The sequence below is a fragment of the Mycobacterium sp. PS03-16 genome, assembly GCF_004570325.1.
Taxonomy (GTDB): Bacteria; Actinomycetota; Actinomycetes; order Mycobacteriales; family Mycobacteriaceae; genus Mycobacterium.
Window position 1 is genome coordinate 1 of the sequence record NZ_SPQO01000061.1, and the last position, 13765, is coordinate 13765.

Sequence of the window (13765 nt, forward strand, 5' to 3'; positions counted from 1 at the left end):
GCGGGCGCACCTGCCGCACCCGGCGCGCCGGCGGCCCCCGCCCCGGCCGGCGGCGGAGAAGGTGCCACCACACGTGAGCAGACCCCGACCGTTCCGCCCGGCGAAGGCCCGTCGGTGCCGACCGGCGGCAACACCGAAGCCCCCGGCATGGGTGATGGCGAGGGCGGCAGCGGCGATCCCGGCGGCACCGGCGACGAAGGCTGACCGCCGGTCCGGCTGACCGCCCGCGCGGCGCCGGACGACAATGACGGCGTGGACCTCCTGCCGATCGTCCTCGGCGTGGGCGCCGGCCTGCTCGTCGCGTGGCTGGCGCTGGTGCTCGCGCTCATCGCGTTGCGGCCCCGCGGCGGGCTGCTCCGGGAGGCGCTGAGAATTCTGCCCGACGTGCTGCGACTGGTCCGCCGGCTGGCGGCCGACCGATCGCTGCCTGCCGGCGTGCGCTGGCGGCTGGCGCTGCTGATCGGCTACCTGGCGTTGCCGTTCGACCTGATCCCCGACTTCATCCCGGTGCTCGGCTACGCCGACGACGCGATCATCGTCATCGCCGTGCTGCGGGGCGTGGTGCGCCGGGCCGGGCAGGACGCGGTCCGCGCGCACTGGCCGGGCAGCGACGACGGGTACGCGGCGCTGACCCGGCTCATGCAGTGGCGCCCGCGTCGACCGTCTCGCGCCTGAGGAAGTTCGACGTCCGCGTCAGCGCTTCAAATTCCGCGTGCCTGGGAACACGCTGTGGGTGACGGTCATCGGCTTCCACTGCTCCCACGAACAGATCAGTCCCGGACAACTCCTCCGCGACGTCCAGCACGCCGAGCAGGCCGGCTTCACCGCGGCCATGTCCTCGGATCACTTCAGCCCGTGGAGCGAGCGGCAGGGCGAATCGGGCTTCGCCTGGGCGTTCCTCGGGGCCGCGCTGGCCACCACGAACTTGCCGTTCGGCGCCGTCAACGCCCCCGGACAGCGTTACCACCCGGCGATCGTCGCGCAGGCCGCCGCGACCCTGGCGCAGATGTTCCCCGGCCGGTTCTGGGTCGCGCTCGGCACCGGCGAGGCGTCCAACGAACGGATCACCGGGGACGTGTGGCCGCGTAAGGAGATCCGCGATCAGCGCCTCGTGGAGTGCGTGGACGTCATCCGCCGGATGCTGGCCGGCGAGGAGGTCAGCCATGAGGGCCTGGTACACGTGAACCGCGCGCGGTTGTGGACGCTGCCGGAGGTGCCGCCCGACCTGGTCGGTCCGGCGGTCACCCCCGCCACCGCGGCCAAGCACGCCGCGTGGGCGGACGGGCTCGTGACGGTCAACCAGGTCAAGGACACGCTGCAACAAGTCCTCGACGCCTACCGGGGTGCGGGCGGCCGAGGACCGGCGCGGCTGCAGATCCACCTCAGCTGGGCCCCGACCGAGGACGAGGCCGCCGCCATCGCCCACGACCAGTGGCGGACCAACGTGTTCCCGCCGCCGGCCTGCTGGGACATCGAATCGGTCGAGGCGTTCGACGCGGTCGGGCAGGACGTCAGCCACGACCAGGTCGCCAAGACCGTCAATGTCTCCAGCGATCTGGGCAGGCACGCCGCCTGGCTGCAGGGTTACGTCGACCAGGGTTGGGAGGAGTTGTACCTGCACTTCGTGGGCAAGGAGCAGGCCCGGTTCATCGACGCGTTCGGCGAGCACGTGCTGCCCCAACTCTCGCCGACCGCCCCGCAGCAGAAGGCCGGGGTATGAGGCGCGCGGACACCGGCGATCTGTGGTGGAAGAACGCCGTCATCTACTGCGCGGACGTCGAGACGTTCTACGACTGGAACGGGGACGGCTGCGGCGACCTGCGCGGGATGACCGGACGCATCGAGTACCTTGCCGACCTCGGGGTCACCTGCCTGTGGCTGATGCCGTTCTATCCGACCTCGCGGATCGACGACGGGTACGACATCATCGACTTCTTCGGAGTCGATCCGCGGCTGGGCACCCTCGGTGACTTCGTCGAGCTCGTACGCACCGCGAAGGCGAGCGGCATCCGCGTCATCGTCGACTTCGTCATGAATCACACCTCCGATGCGCACCCGTGGTTCAAATCCGCACGGAAGAGCAAGGACTCGCCGTACCGCGATTTTTACGTCTGGAGCGAGACCGAACCGAAGTCCACCAAAGCCGACGTGGTGTTCCCCGATCAGGAGGACAGCCTGTGGGAGCTCGAACCGAAGACCGGTGAGTGGTACCTGCACCACTTCTACAAACACCAGCCGGACCTCAACATCGAGAATCCCAAGGTGCAGGAGGAGATTTCGCGAACCCTGGGCTTCTGGCTGCAGCTCGGGGTGTCGGGGTTCCGAGTGGACGCCGTGCCGTTCATGTTCGCCAAGGACGGGGTGCCGGGCCGCCCCGACCCGTTCGACCCCGTCGAATACCTCGGCGACGTCCGCAACTTCGTCACCCGCCGCCTCGGCGACGCCGTGCTGCTCGGCGAGGTCAACGTGCCCTATGCCGACCAGAAGGAGTTCTTCGGCGGCCCTGACGGCGACGGGCTCAACATGCAGTTCGACTTCATCGCGATGCAGAACCTCTACCTGTCACTGGCCCGCGGTGACGCCGGCCCGATCAGCGCGGCGCTGCAGCAGCGCCCGACGCTCGACATCACCAGCCAGTGGGCGAACTTCGTCCGCAACCACGACGAGCTGACCCTCGACAAGCTCGGCGACGAGGAGCGCCAGGAGGTGTTCGCCGCGTTCGGGCCCGACCCGGACATGCAGCTCTACGACCGGGGGCTGCGCCGCCGGCTGCCCTCGATGCTCGGCGGGGATCAGCGCCGGATGAAGATGGTGTACTCGCTGGCGTTCTCGCTGCCGGGCACCCCGGTGCTGTTCTACGGCGAGGAGATCGGCATGGCCGAGAACCTCGCGGTGGAGGGCCGGTTCGCGGTGCGCACCCCGATGCAGTGGACCGGCGACGTCAACGGCGGCTTCTCCAAGGCCGGCGCCCGCCGGCTCCCCCGCCCGATGCCCGACGGTCTGTATGGTCCCGACCGGATCAACGCCGCCGATCAGCGCCACGACCACGACTCGTTCTGGTGGTTCATGCGCAACCTCATCTACACCTACCGTCAGCAGCCGGAGATCGGCTGGTCCACCGCCCAGGTGCTCGAGCAGCCGAACCCCGCCGTGCTGGCCCACGTGTGCCGTGAGGACGAGTCGGGCTGGATGATGGTCGCGCTGCACAACTTCGGCGCCGAGGGTGCGATGGTGCCGATCGCGCTCGACGGGGCGGGCGGGTGCGTCCTGGTGGACCTGCTCGACGATCTCGCCGAACACCAGCTCGACGACGCCGGCCATCTCGAGATCGGGCTGGAGCCCTACGGCTTCCGGTGGCTGCGCCTGCGCCGCCCCGGCGACGACCCGATCATCTGACACGCCCCGTCCGTGGAATCCGTCCCGGACCGCGGGCGCCGGTGGCACCCTGACACACGACGCTCCACGCACGCGCGTTCACCTGCGGAAATGTCACTCTCTCTTTTGGGGGCGCTCGCTATCTGTGTACGATAACGACACTCTTGATCGGCGCCTCACCGCACCGCTTACGCGCAGAAGTATTGGAGCGATCACCGATGACCGAACCCGATGACTGAGGCCGTCGCCACCCGCTATGCGGGCACCCGCGTGCCCCGCGTCGAGGACAACCGCCTGCTGACCGGCCGCGGCACGTTCGTCGACGACATCTCCCGGCCGGGCATGCTGCATGCGTGCTTCGTGCGCAGCCCGTTCGCCCGCGCCACGATCACCGGTATCGACGCCTCGGCGGCCCTGGCCATGCCGGGGGTGCACGCGGTGTTCACCGCCGAGGACCTCAACGGCGATGCGGTGGAGTCGTGGCACGCCGTCGCCGGTAAGGACGTCCCCGACACCCCGCGGCCGCCACTGGCCGAGGGTGAGGTGAAGTTCGTCGGCGATCCGGTCGCGCTGGTGGTGGCGGAATCCCGGTACCTCGCCGAGGATGCCGCCGACGCGGTCGTCGTCGACTACGAGCCGCTGCCGGCCGTCGCCGACTTCCGCGCCGCGGTCGGGGGCGCCGACGCCGGTGTCCCGGTGGTGCACGCGGAGTATCCGGACAACGTGGCCGGCGGGATGGGTGGCGCCCCGCCCGACGAGGAGACGTTCTCCACCGCGGCGTGCGTGGTCAGCGAGCGAATCTACCAGCAGATGTACGTCCCGGTGCCCATCGAGACCCGCGGCCTGGTCGCGGACTGGCAGGCCACCACCGGGGAGCTGACGGTGTGGGCGTCCACCCAGACCCCGCACGAGCTGCGGGCGTTCACCGCCCGCCTGCTGGGCATCCCCGCGCAGAAGGTGAGAGTCGTCATGCGCGACACCGGCGGCGGGTTCGGCCAGAAGGTCGTGCCGATGCGCGAGGACATGGTGATCCTGCTCGCCGCCCGCAAGGTGTCCGGTGCGCTGAAGTGGATCGAGGACCGCCGCGAGAACCTGATGTCGGCCGGGCAGGCCCGGCACGTGGACGGCACCGCGCGGATGGCGCTCGACGAGGACGGCACGCTGCTGGCCGTCGACATCGACTTCAACCAAGACGTCGGCGCCTACCCGACGCCGTACCCGGTGCTCACCACCGCCGCGATCGGCATGTTCTACCCGGGCCCGTACCGGGTGCCCAAGGCCAGCTTCAACTACAAGACCGTCTTCTCGAACACCGCGGGCCTGCACGCCTACCGCGGGCCGTGGCAGTACGAGACCCTCGCGCGGGAGATCATGCTCGACGTCGCCGCGCGCAGACTCGGCATGGACCCGGTCGAACTGCGCCGCCGCAACATCCTGCGCGGCGACGAGATGCCGTACTTCAACCCCAACGGCATGCCATACGACCACGTCGCCCCGGCCGACACGTTCGAGCAGGCCGTAAAGATCCTCGACCACGAGGGCTTCCGCAAGGAGCAGGCCGACGCGCTGGCCCAGGGCCGCTACCTCGGGCTCGGGTTCTCCGCCTACATCGAACCGACCGGTGCCGCGACGGGCCACCTGGCCACCGAGGGCTGCACGATCCGGATGGAGCCGACCGGCAAGGTGACCGTGTACGTCAACGGCGGATCGACCGGAAACAGCTTGGAGACCACCGTCATTCAGCTCGCCGCGGATGCGCTGGGCGCCGACATCGACGACGTCTCCACCGTCCAGGGCGACACCGCGTTCACCCCGTACGGGGCGGGCACCCAGGGCAGCCGCAGCGGGCCGATGACCGCAGGCGCGGTCAATCAGGCCGGCGCGGTCCTGCGCGAGCAGCTCCTCACGATGGCCGCCCACCACCTCGGCGCCGAGGCGGCCGATCTCGAGCTCGGCGGGTCGCAGGCGTACATGCGCGACGATCCCGCCCGGTGCGTCACCTTCGCCGACATCGCCTACCGCGCCCACTACGAACCGCAGCAGCTGCCGCCCGGCACGTCGGCCTCACTCGAGGCGACCGCGCGGTTCACCTCGCCGCCGGAGGCGATGATCCACTGGGCCAACGCCACCCACGCGTGCACGTGCGAGGTCGACATCGAGACCGGGCAGGTCACGCTGACCCGCTACATCGTCAGCGAGGACGTCGGACCGATGATCAACCCGAACGTGGTGGAAGGTCAGGTCGCGGGCGGCACGGTGCAGGGCATCGGGGGCGCGCTGCTGGAGAGCCTCGCCTACGACGCGGAGGGAAATCCGTTGTCCTCCACGTTCGTCGACTATCTGCTGCCGACGGCCACCGAGGTGCCGCCGATCGAGTTCGGCCACGTCGAGATCCCCGGCCCCGGCGTCGGCGGTTACAAGGGCGCAGGCGAGGGCGGCGCGATCGGGTCCACCCCCGCGGTGATCAACGCGATCAACGACGCACTCGCGCCGCTGGGCGTCACGGTGACCACGCTGCCCGCCAGCCCGTCGACCATCGTCGAACTGATCGAACACGCCAAGCGAGAGGAATCCGCGTCGTGGAGTTGACTAACGAGTTCCGGGTCGCGGTGCCGGCCGCCAAGACGTGGGAGGTGCTCACCGACGTCGAACGGGTCGCGCCGTGCCTGCCCGGCGCGACGCTGCTCTCGGTCGACGGCGACCAGTTCACCGGCGCGGTCAAGGTCAAGGTCGGCCCGATCACCGTGTCCTACCAGGGTGTCGCGGCGTTCCAGGAGAAGGACGCCGCCGCCCAGCGCGTCGTGCTCAAGGCCACCGGCAAGGAGACCCGCGGCAACGGCAACGCCGCCGCGCTGGTGACCGCGCACCTCAAGGACGAGGGCGATGCGACCCACGTCGTCATCACCACCGACCTGACCATCTCCGGCAAGGCCGCGCAGTTCGGCCGCGGGGTACTGGCCGACGTGGCGGGCAACCTGATCGGGCAGTTCGCCAAGGCTCTGGAGGCCGACGTCCTCGGCGGCGCGGCGCCCGCCCCGACCACCGAGGCGCAGTCGGCGGCCGCGCAGCCGGGCGGCGGGGACTCGGTCGACCTGCTCAAGGTGGTGGCGGTGCCCATGGCCAAACGGTCCGCCCCGGTGTTCGCCGGCGTGGCCGCGGGAGTGGCCGTCGGCTTCCTGCTGGGTCGGCGCCGGCCATGAAGGCCGCCCCGTTCGCCTACCACCGCGCCGAGTCGGTGTCCGAGGCGGTGCAGATGCTCGCCGAGTTCGGCGACGACGCGAAGATCCTCGCCGGCGGGCAGAGCCTGGTGCCGATGCTGGCGATGCGGCTGACGCACTTCGAGCACCTCGTCGACATCTCCCGAATCGCCGACCTGACGGGCATCGATCTCGAGGGCGGCCACATCGTCGTCGGCGCGGCGACCCCCCACGCATACGTCGGCATGGACGACGAGGTCGCCGAGTCCGTGCCGCTATTGACGCTGGCGACGCCGCACATCGGCCACTTCCAGATCCGCACCCGCGGCACGCTGGGCGGGGCGATCGCCCACGCCGATCCGGCGGCGGAGTACGCCGCGGTGGCGCTGGCGCTCGACGCCGAGTTCGAGGCGGTGTCCGCCCGCGGACCGCGGCGCATTCCGGCCGCCGGGTTCTTCACCGGGCTGTGGGAGACAGCGCTGGCCGACGACGAGATCCTCACCGCGGCACGGTTTCCGGTGTGGCGCGGGCGGTGCGGCTTCGCCGTCGAGGAGTTCGCGCGCCGCCACGGCGACTTCGCGATCGCGGGTGCGGCGGTGGCCGTCGAACTCGACGGCGACGATCGCGTCACCCGCTGCGGCATCGGCCTGCTCGGGCTGGGCTCCACCCCGCTGCGCGGCGCCGACGGCGAACAGGCGCTGCTCGGCCGCGCCGTCACCGACATCGATGCCGACGAGATCGGCCGGCTCACCCTGGCCGCCCTGGCCGACGTCCCCGCCGACCTGCAGGGGTCGGCGTCCTACCGCCGCCGGGTGGGCGCCGCGATGGTGACGCGCGCGCTGCGGTCGGCGCTGACCCAGGTGTCCGCGAAGGAGATGGCCCATGCATGAGCTGCCGGTCGAGCTGACCGTCAATGGACGGTCCCGGCGCGGGGTGGTGGAGCCGCGGGTCACGCTGGCCGACTTCCTGCGCGAGACGTGCGGGCTGACCGGCACGCACCTGGGGTGCGAACACGGCGCATGCGGGGCGTGCACGGTACTGCTCGACGGTCAGGCGGTGCGGTCCTGCCTGATCTTCGCGGTGCAGGCCGACGGGCAGGACGTCACGACGGTCGAGGGCATCTCGGGTCCCGACGGGCAACTGTCGCCGGTCCAGTCCGCGATGCGGGAGTGCCACGGCCTGCAATGCGGTTTCTGCACACCGGGTTTCGTCACCACGATCACCGCGCTGCTCGCGGAGAACCCGGATCCCACCGACGAGGAGATCCGCGAGGGGCTGTCCGGCAACTTCTGCCGATGCACCGGCTATCAGGGCATCGTCAACGCCGTGCGCCGCGCGGCCGAGATCACCCGCAACGGCAGCGAGGCGGCGCCCGCGCTCTGACGCCGGTGTAGAAGTGAATCCATGCACATCGGATTCATCGGCCTGGGCAACATGGGCTCGGCCATGGCGGCCAACCTGATCGCCGCGGGGCATGACGTCACCGTCTTCAACCGGTCCCGCGAGAAGGTCGATGCGCTCGCGGCCAAGGGCGCCCACCCGGCCGGTTCGGTCGCCGAGGCGTGCCGGGGCGACGTCGTGGTGACGATGCTCGCCGACGACGAGGCGGTCACGGCCGTGACGTTCGGTGGCGACGGTGTCCTGGCGGCGCTGTGCGAGGGGGCGGTGCACATCTCGGCGTCGACGATCAGCGTGGCGCTGGCCGGACGCCTCGCGGCCGAACATGCCGCCGCCGGCCGACGGTTCGTGTCCGCACCGGTGTTCGGGCGCCCCGAGGTGGCGGCCGCGGGCAACCTGTATGTCGTTGCCGCCGGCGCCCCGGAGGTGGTGGCGGAGATGGCGCCGGTGTTCGACGCGATCGGGCAGCGGACGTTCGCCATCAGCGAGGATCCCACGGCGGCCAACCTGGTGAAGCTGTCGGGCAACTTCCTGATCGCCTCGGTGATCGAATCGGTCGGCGAGGCCATCGCGCTCGTCAGCAAGGGCGGCGTGGACGCCGAGCAGTACCTGGAGCTGCTGACGTCGACGTTGTTCGACGCGCCGGCGTACCGGACCTACGGTGGGCTGGTCGCGCGCCGGCAGTTCGAGCCGGCCGGGTTCGCCGCGACAGGCGGCCTCAAGGACGTACGACTGGTGCTGGAGGCCGGCGAGTCGCTGCGGGTGCCGCTGCCGGTCGCCGGCCTGGTCCGCGACCGGTTCCTCACGCTGCTGGCCACTGGCGGCGGCCATCTCGACTGGTCGGCGATCGGTGCGCTCAGCGCGTGGGAGGCCGGCGGAGCCGGCCCGGCGAGCGGCTCAGACCACCCCGCGTAGCCCGTCGGCGCCGAAGAGGCCTTCGAGCATGCCGGACATGTCGGGTCCGCGGCGCAGCCCGTGTCCACCGTCGACGTTGATCACCTGTCCGGTGATCCAGGCCGAGGCGTCGCTGAGCAGGAACACCGACAGGTTCGCGATGTCGGCGACCTCGCCGAACCGCGGCAGCGGCGTGCACGCGCGGTAGTCGGCCGACACCTCGGGCGACTCCAGGATCGGGGCGACGAGTTCGGTCTGGATCAGCCCGGGGCGAATCCCGTTGACGCGCACCCACGACGGGCCGAGCTCGTCGGCGGCGAGCATCATGATGTGGTCGAGCGCGGCCTTGCTGGGCCCGTAGGCACCGAACCAGCGGTGCACATTGCTCGACGCGATCGACGAGATGCCGACGAACGAGCCGCCGCCACCGCGGACGAGTTCGCGGGCGGCGTGTTTGAGCACGTACATGGTGCCGTTGACGTTGAGGTCGACGGTGCGCCGCCACGCCTCGGAGTCGATCTGGGTGATCGGGCCGATGGTCTCGGACCCGCCCGCGCTGTGCACCACGCCGTGCAGCCGCCCGTGCCAGGCGGTGACGGCGTCGACCAGGCGGTTGGCCTCGTCCTCGTCGGTGATGTCGGCGGGTTCGTAGCGCACCTCGCCGTCCCCGGCGGTCGCGAGCTCCCCGGCCGCGGCGGCCAGCCGGTCGGCGTTGCGTCCGGCGAGCATCACGTTGCCGCCCGCTGCGACGATCGCCGCCGCCACGCCCTTGCCGATACCGCTGCCGCCACCGGTGACCAGATACGTCCGCTCCGCCAAGGACAGTTGCACCGCGACCCCTTCGTCAGCTCACTAGAACAGGTTCTAGTTATAGCTCACGGTTCGTCGCGGCGCGCCGTCTTCGGGGCGCCGAGTGTGCGCCAGTCCGGCACGTCCGGCGGCATACCCACGGCCATGCGGTTCTTGTTGTGCGCGGCCCAGTGCGCGTGGCCCAGTTCGTGAATGTGGAACGCGTGTCGCAACGCTTCGGTGAAACCCATGGCGTCGGCCGCCACGTTGACCGAATCCTTCACCAGCAGCGCTGCCATGGTGGGCAGCGCGGCGATGCGCCGGGCGAACTCGACGGTCTTGTCCTCGAGTTCGGCGCGCGGGAACACCTTCGAGACCATGCCCAGGCGGTGGGCCTCGTCAGCGTCGATCGAATCACCGGTGAGCAGCAGCTCTTTGGCTTTGCGCGGCCCGAATTCCCACGGGTGGGCGTAGTACTCGACGCCGGGCATCCCCAGCCGCACCGCGACGACGTCGCTGAACCGGGCGTCGTCGGCGGCCACGATCAGGTCGCACGCCCAGATCAACATCAGCCCGGCGGAGATCGCGTTGCCCTGCACCTGCGCGATGGTGACCTTGCGCAGATCCCGCCACCGCCGGGTGTTCTCGAAGAAGAAGTGCCACTCCTGCAGGTAGATCTTCTCGGCGATCGGCGCCCGGGTGGCGCCGTGCGAGCGGAACGTCGGGTGCTGGGTGTCACCCGGCGTGCGTTCGGCCACCGCCTCCTCCGAGCCCAGATCGTGTCCGGCGGAGAAGTTCTTGCCGCGCGCGGCGAGGATCACCACCCGCACGTCGTCGTCGGCCTCGGCCCGGGCGAACGCCTCGTCGAGCGCCACCAGCAGGGTGCGTGACTGTGCGTTCTGCGTTTCGGGCCGGTTGAGCCAGATCCGGGCGATCCGCCCGTCGTCGAGGGTCTCGTACGTCACCTGCTCGGTGTTCGCCACGGATCGCACCCTACGCGGGCGCGTGGCCGGCCGGTCCGTGGGTCGCCTAGAGTTGCAACATGCCTGCCAAGTCTGATCCCGCCGACATCGGCGACGTCGAGCCGCTGGCCGACAGCACCGCGAGCCAAGCCCGGCGCGTCGTCGCCGCGTACGCCACCGACGCCGACGAGTGCCGCATCTTCTTGTCCATGCTCGGCATCGGCCCCTCGAAGCTCGAGGCGTAGATGGGTCCGGGGGGCGACCAGCGCGGGGATTCCGATTTCGTGGTGGTGGCCAACCGGTTGCCCATCGATATGGAGCGACATCCCGACGGCACCACCTCGTGGCGGCGCAGCCCCGGCGGTCTGGTCACCGCGCTGGAGCCGTTGCTGCGGCGCCGTCGCGGGGCGTGGATCGGCTGGGCCGGTATCCCGGACAGTCCCGAGGATCCGTTCGAGGAAGACGGGCTGCAGCTCTACCCGGTGGCGCTGTCGGCCGAGGACGTCGCCGACTACTACGAGGGGTTCTCGAACGCGACCCTGTGGCCGCTGTACCACGACCTGATCGTCAAGCCGATCTACCACCGCAAATGGTGGGACCGCTACGTCGAGGTGAACCGCCGGTTCGCGGAGGCCACCGCGCGGGCGGCGGCCGAGGGCGCCACGGTGTGGGTGCAGGACTACCAGCTGCAGCTGGTGCCGAAGATGCTGCGGATGCTGCGTCCCGATCTGACCATCGGGTTCTTCCTGCACATTCCGTTCCCACCGGTCGAGCTGTTCATGCAGATGCCGTGGCGCACCGAGATCATCGAGGGGCTGCTCGGCGCCGACCTGGTCGGCTTCCACCTGCCCGGCGGTGCTCAGAACTTCCTGATCCTGTCGCGCCGGCTGGTGGGCGCCAACACCTCCCGCGGCAACGTCGGGGTGCGGTCCCGCTTCGGCGAGGTGCAGGTCGGCTTCCGCACCGTCAAGGTCGGCGCGTTCCCCATCTCGATCGACTCCGACGAACTCGACACCAAGGCGCGGAACCGCACCATCCGGCAGCGGGCGAAGGCGCTGCGGGCCGAGCTGGGCAACCCGCGCAAGATTCTGCTCGGCGTCGACCGGCTGGACTACACCAAGGGCATCGACGTGCGGCTGCACGCGTTCTCGGAGCTCCTCGAGGAGGGCCGGGTCAACCGCGAGGACACCGTGCTCATCCAGTTGGCCACGCCCAGCCGGGAACGCGTCGAGAGCTACATCGCGATGCGCGAGGACATCGAACGCCAGGTGGGCCACATCAACGGCGAGTTCGGTGAGGTCGCTCACCCGATCGTGCACTACCTGCACCGGCCCGTCCCCCGTGACGAGCTGATCGCATTCTTCGTCGCCGCCGACGTCATGCTGGTCACCCCGCTGCGCGACGGCATGAACCTGGTGGCCAAGGAGTACGTGGCCTGCCGCAGCGACCTCGGCGGCGCGCTGGTGCTCAGCGAGTTCACCGGGGCGGCAGCCGAATTGCGGCAGGCCTACCTGGCCAACCCGCACCACCTCGAGGGCGTCAAGGACGCGATCGAGGCGGCGCTGGAGCAGACGCCGGAGGAAGGGCGACGCCGGATGCGCGCGCTGCGCAGGCAGGTGCTCGCCCACGACGTCGACCGCTGGGCCCGCGCCTTTCTCGACGCGCTGGCCGACACCAAGGAGTCGGCGAAACCGGTCTGAGCCGACCGGCTCAGATCGGGGTGATGTAGTTGATCAGCCACTTGCCGTCGACCTTGACGTAGTCGACACGCAGGCGGCTGCCGTCGTAGAGCGGCTCTCCGGACTTCTCGGTCAGTGTGCGATTCAGGTACACCATCACCTGACCCGAATCCCGTTGCGCTTCGAGCACTCCCACGCCGACCACGTTGGCCTGGCTGACCAGCTGACGTTCCCGGGCCCGCGGAATGACCTCCCGGTTCGCCTTCTCGAGGAACTCGCGCCGGAACTCGGGCGTCAGGAGAGTGGACGCCTCGGTCGTGGACGTCAGCACGGTCTGATAGTCGAAGCCGAACACCTTGGGGATCTGCTCCTGGGCCAGCGGCGCCAGCTGGGCGCGGGCGAGTTGCTCGCCGCGCAACTGGACGCGCTCCCAATACAGCCAGCCGCCGACTGCGGCCAGCGCGACGAACGCCAGCGCGCACAGCACAGCCGTGGCCCCCGCGAGTCGGGTCGACCACTTCCCCATCAGTTGCCGCCCTCGGGATACTTGAGGTCGTAGCCGGTCATGTGGCCGTTGTCGTCCTCGTGCACCGTCACCCGCATGCGGTACGGCTGCGTGGGTTTGTTGACGCCGTCGATGTCGGTCACCGTCACCCGGACCGACACCAGGACCTCGGCATTGCCGGCGACCTCGTCGACGCTCTCGAGTGCGGCGCCGTTGATCACCGCCTCGGAGCTGGCCTGGGTGTCACGGAAGATCGCCTTGAGGTTCTCGACGTTGTTCTCCTGGCTGAGCATGTCGCGCAGCGGTCCACTGGTGCCGTCGACGAAGCGGTTCACGCTCTGGTCGATGTCGTCCTGGGTGTAGCTGAACATGTTGACGACGGTCTGCGACGCCGTATCGACGAAGCGCTGCTCGCGGGCCTGCGCGGCCTCGGCGTCACGCTGCTGCACCGACCAGACCGCCACCACGGTGCTGATCGCCACCAGCGCGGCGGCCAGCACACCGAGTGACACCGCGGCCACCAGCGTGCGGTGCGGGCGGCGCCGCGGCGGCGGCCCGGCGGGGCGGGCGGCCCGCACCTTGATCGGCGCGGGGGCCGCGGTCGCCGGAACCGTCTGCGCTTCGCTGACACCGCCGTTCGCCGGCCCGGCCGCGCGCGACGCACGGCGACGCACCGGCCTCGGATTCGAAGCCGAGTCTTCAGTCATCACATCTGCCTTGGAGCCATCATCAGATCCGCCCAGTTCTCTGCGGGCGCCAGTTTGTCAGCGCCGGGGGCGAACACGCCAGTTCCGCCGGCCGGATCGGCGAACGCCCCGGTCCTGGAGTCGTAACTGGTCATCATCGGTCCGCTGGCCAGCGGAGCCTCCGCAGGCAGTGGCACACCGTTGAGTGAGTTGCCCGGCGGCGGCGCCGGAGCCACCGGCGCGGGTGCGGCCGGCGGGGCGCCGGCCGGCGGCGTCACCG

Annotated in this window: 14 protein-coding genes and 2 pseudogenes; 11 read left to right on the forward strand and 5 right to left on the reverse strand. The window is 70.5% G+C overall.

Annotated elements, in window-relative coordinates; translation table 11 throughout:
• The 9 genes and pseudogenes from E4P42_RS27130 to E4P42_RS26265 all read left to right on the forward strand — a co-directional run.
• Window positions 1–204: pseudogene (locus E4P42_RS27130) on the forward strand (hypothetical protein); the annotation flags it as partial.
• A 57-nt stretch (window positions 205–261) separates the two neighbouring features.
• A complete protein-coding gene (locus E4P42_RS26230; RefSeq protein ID WP_371287089.1) occupies window positions 262–675 on the forward strand; it encodes a YkvA family protein in 414 nt (137 codons plus the stop codon).
• A gap of 58 nt (window positions 676–733) precedes the next feature.
• On the forward strand, window positions 734–1720 hold the full coding sequence (locus tag E4P42_RS26235) for a TIGR03885 family FMN-dependent LLM class oxidoreductase (RefSeq protein WP_135129577.1): 987 nt from the start codon (window positions 734–736) through the stop codon (window positions 1718–1720).
• Window positions 1717–3396, forward strand: coding sequence for an alpha-amylase family protein (locus tag E4P42_RS26240; RefSeq protein WP_135129565.1), 1680 nt, complete (start codon window positions 1717–1719; stop codon window positions 3394–3396). The genes E4P42_RS26235 and E4P42_RS26240 overlap by 4 nt, the downstream gene beginning before the upstream one ends.
• A 210-nt stretch (window positions 3397–3606) precedes the next feature.
• Window positions 3607–5964: a xanthine dehydrogenase family protein molybdopterin-binding subunit gene (locus E4P42_RS26245; RefSeq protein WP_135129566.1), complete on the forward strand. Its 2358-nt coding sequence runs from the start codon at window positions 3607–3609 to the stop codon at window positions 5962–5964.
• Window positions 5955–6575, forward strand: coding sequence for an SRPBCC family protein (locus E4P42_RS26250; RefSeq protein ID WP_135129567.1), 621 nt, complete (start codon window positions 5955–5957; stop codon window positions 6573–6575). The genes E4P42_RS26245 and E4P42_RS26250 overlap by 10 nt, the downstream gene beginning before the upstream one ends.
• The gene (locus E4P42_RS26255; RefSeq protein ID WP_135129568.1) at window positions 6572–7462 is read left to right on the forward strand and encodes a xanthine dehydrogenase family protein subunit M; all 891 of its coding nucleotides are present in this window, start codon (window positions 6572–6574) and stop codon (window positions 7460–7462) included. Before E4P42_RS26250 ends, E4P42_RS26255 begins: the two co-directional genes overlap by 4 nt.
• Complete coding sequence (locus E4P42_RS26260) at window positions 7455–7955, forward strand: (2Fe-2S)-binding protein (protein WP_135129569.1); 501 nt, start codon at window positions 7455–7457, stop codon at window positions 7953–7955. Before E4P42_RS26255 ends, E4P42_RS26260 begins: the two co-directional genes overlap by 8 nt.
• Before the next feature lie 21 nt (window positions 7956–7976).
• Window positions 7977–8885, forward strand: a complete 909-nt coding sequence (locus E4P42_RS26265; RefSeq protein ID WP_135129570.1) for an NAD(P)-dependent oxidoreductase — start codon at window positions 7977–7979, stop codon at window positions 8883–8885.
• Here E4P42_RS26265 and E4P42_RS26270 read toward each other — a convergent pair.
• Both E4P42_RS26270 and E4P42_RS26275 read right to left on the reverse strand, forming a co-directional pair.
• A complete protein-coding gene (locus tag E4P42_RS26270; protein WP_135129571.1) occupies window positions 8868–9695 on the reverse strand; it encodes an SDR family oxidoreductase in 828 nt (275 codons plus the stop codon). The genes E4P42_RS26265 and E4P42_RS26270 overlap by 18 nt on opposite strands.
• A gap of 44 nt (window positions 9696–9739) precedes the next feature.
• The gene (locus E4P42_RS26275; protein ID WP_135129572.1) at window positions 9740–10636 is read right to left on the reverse strand and encodes an enoyl-CoA hydratase; all 897 of its coding nucleotides are present in this window, start codon (window positions 10634–10636) and stop codon (window positions 9740–9742) included.
• Between the two features lie 59 nt (window positions 10637–10695).
• On the opposite strand from E4P42_RS26275, the gene E4P42_RS26280 reads away from it, so the two are divergent.
• Both E4P42_RS26280 and E4P42_RS26285 read left to right on the forward strand, forming a co-directional pair.
• Window positions 10696–10860, forward strand: a complete 165-nt coding sequence (locus E4P42_RS26280) for a hypothetical protein (RefSeq protein ID WP_135129573.1) — start codon at window positions 10696–10698, stop codon at window positions 10858–10860.
• Entirely contained in the window at window positions 10861–12315 is a 1455-nt protein-coding gene (locus E4P42_RS26285; protein WP_135129574.1) for a trehalose-6-phosphate synthase, read from the forward strand.
• 10 nt (window positions 12316–12325) lie between these two features.
• On the opposite strand, the gene E4P42_RS26290 is transcribed toward E4P42_RS26285, so the two are convergent.
• The 3 genes and pseudogenes from E4P42_RS26290 to E4P42_RS26300 form a co-directional block, all read right to left on the reverse strand.
• Window positions 12326–12820, reverse strand: coding sequence for a mammalian cell entry protein (locus tag E4P42_RS26290; RefSeq protein ID WP_135129575.1), 495 nt, complete (start codon window positions 12818–12820; stop codon window positions 12326–12328).
• Window positions 12820–13506 carry a mammalian cell entry protein gene (locus E4P42_RS26295; protein ID WP_135129576.1) on the reverse strand — a complete coding sequence of 229 codons (687 nt, stop codon included), beginning with the start codon at window positions 13504–13506 and terminating at the stop codon, window positions 12820–12822. The genes E4P42_RS26290 and E4P42_RS26295 overlap by 1 nt, the downstream gene beginning before the upstream one ends.
• Window positions 13506–13765 (reverse strand): annotated as a pseudogene (locus E4P42_RS26300) (mammalian cell entry protein); the annotation flags it as partial. The gene E4P42_RS26295 and the pseudogene E4P42_RS26300, both read right to left, overlap by 1 nt.

Bases quoted from the DNA above. Each gene is read 5' to 3' on its own strand.
- E4P42_RS26240 (WP_135129565.1), top strand. From the start codon at position 1,717: ATGAGGCGCGCGGACACCGGCGATCTGTGGTGGAAGAACGCCGTCATC.
- E4P42_RS26295 (WP_135129576.1), bottom strand. From the start codon at position 13,506: ATGACTGAAGACTCGGCTTCGAATCCGAGGCCGGTGCGTCGCCGTGCG.
- E4P42_RS26280 (WP_135129573.1), top strand. From the start codon at position 10,696: ATGCCTGCCAAGTCTGATCCCGCCGACATCGGCGACGTCGAGCCGCTG.
- E4P42_RS26260 (WP_135129569.1), top strand. From the start codon at position 7,455: ATGCATGAGCTGCCGGTCGAGCTGACCGTCAATGGACGGTCCCGGCGC.
- E4P42_RS26290 (WP_135129575.1), bottom strand. From the start codon at position 12,820: ATGGGGAAGTGGTCGACCCGACTCGCGGGGGCCACGGCTGTGCTGTGC.
- E4P42_RS26245 (WP_135129566.1), top strand. From the start codon at position 3,607: ATGACTGAGGCCGTCGCCACCCGCTATGCGGGCACCCGCGTGCCCCGC.
- E4P42_RS26265 (WP_135129570.1), top strand. From the start codon at position 7,977: ATGCACATCGGATTCATCGGCCTGGGCAACATGGGCTCGGCCATGGCG.
- E4P42_RS26255 (WP_135129568.1), top strand. From the start codon at position 6,572: ATGAAGGCCGCCCCGTTCGCCTACCACCGCGCCGAGTCGGTGTCCGAG.
- E4P42_RS26285 (WP_135129574.1), top strand. From the start codon at position 10,861: ATGGGTCCGGGGGGCGACCAGCGCGGGGATTCCGATTTCGTGGTGGTG.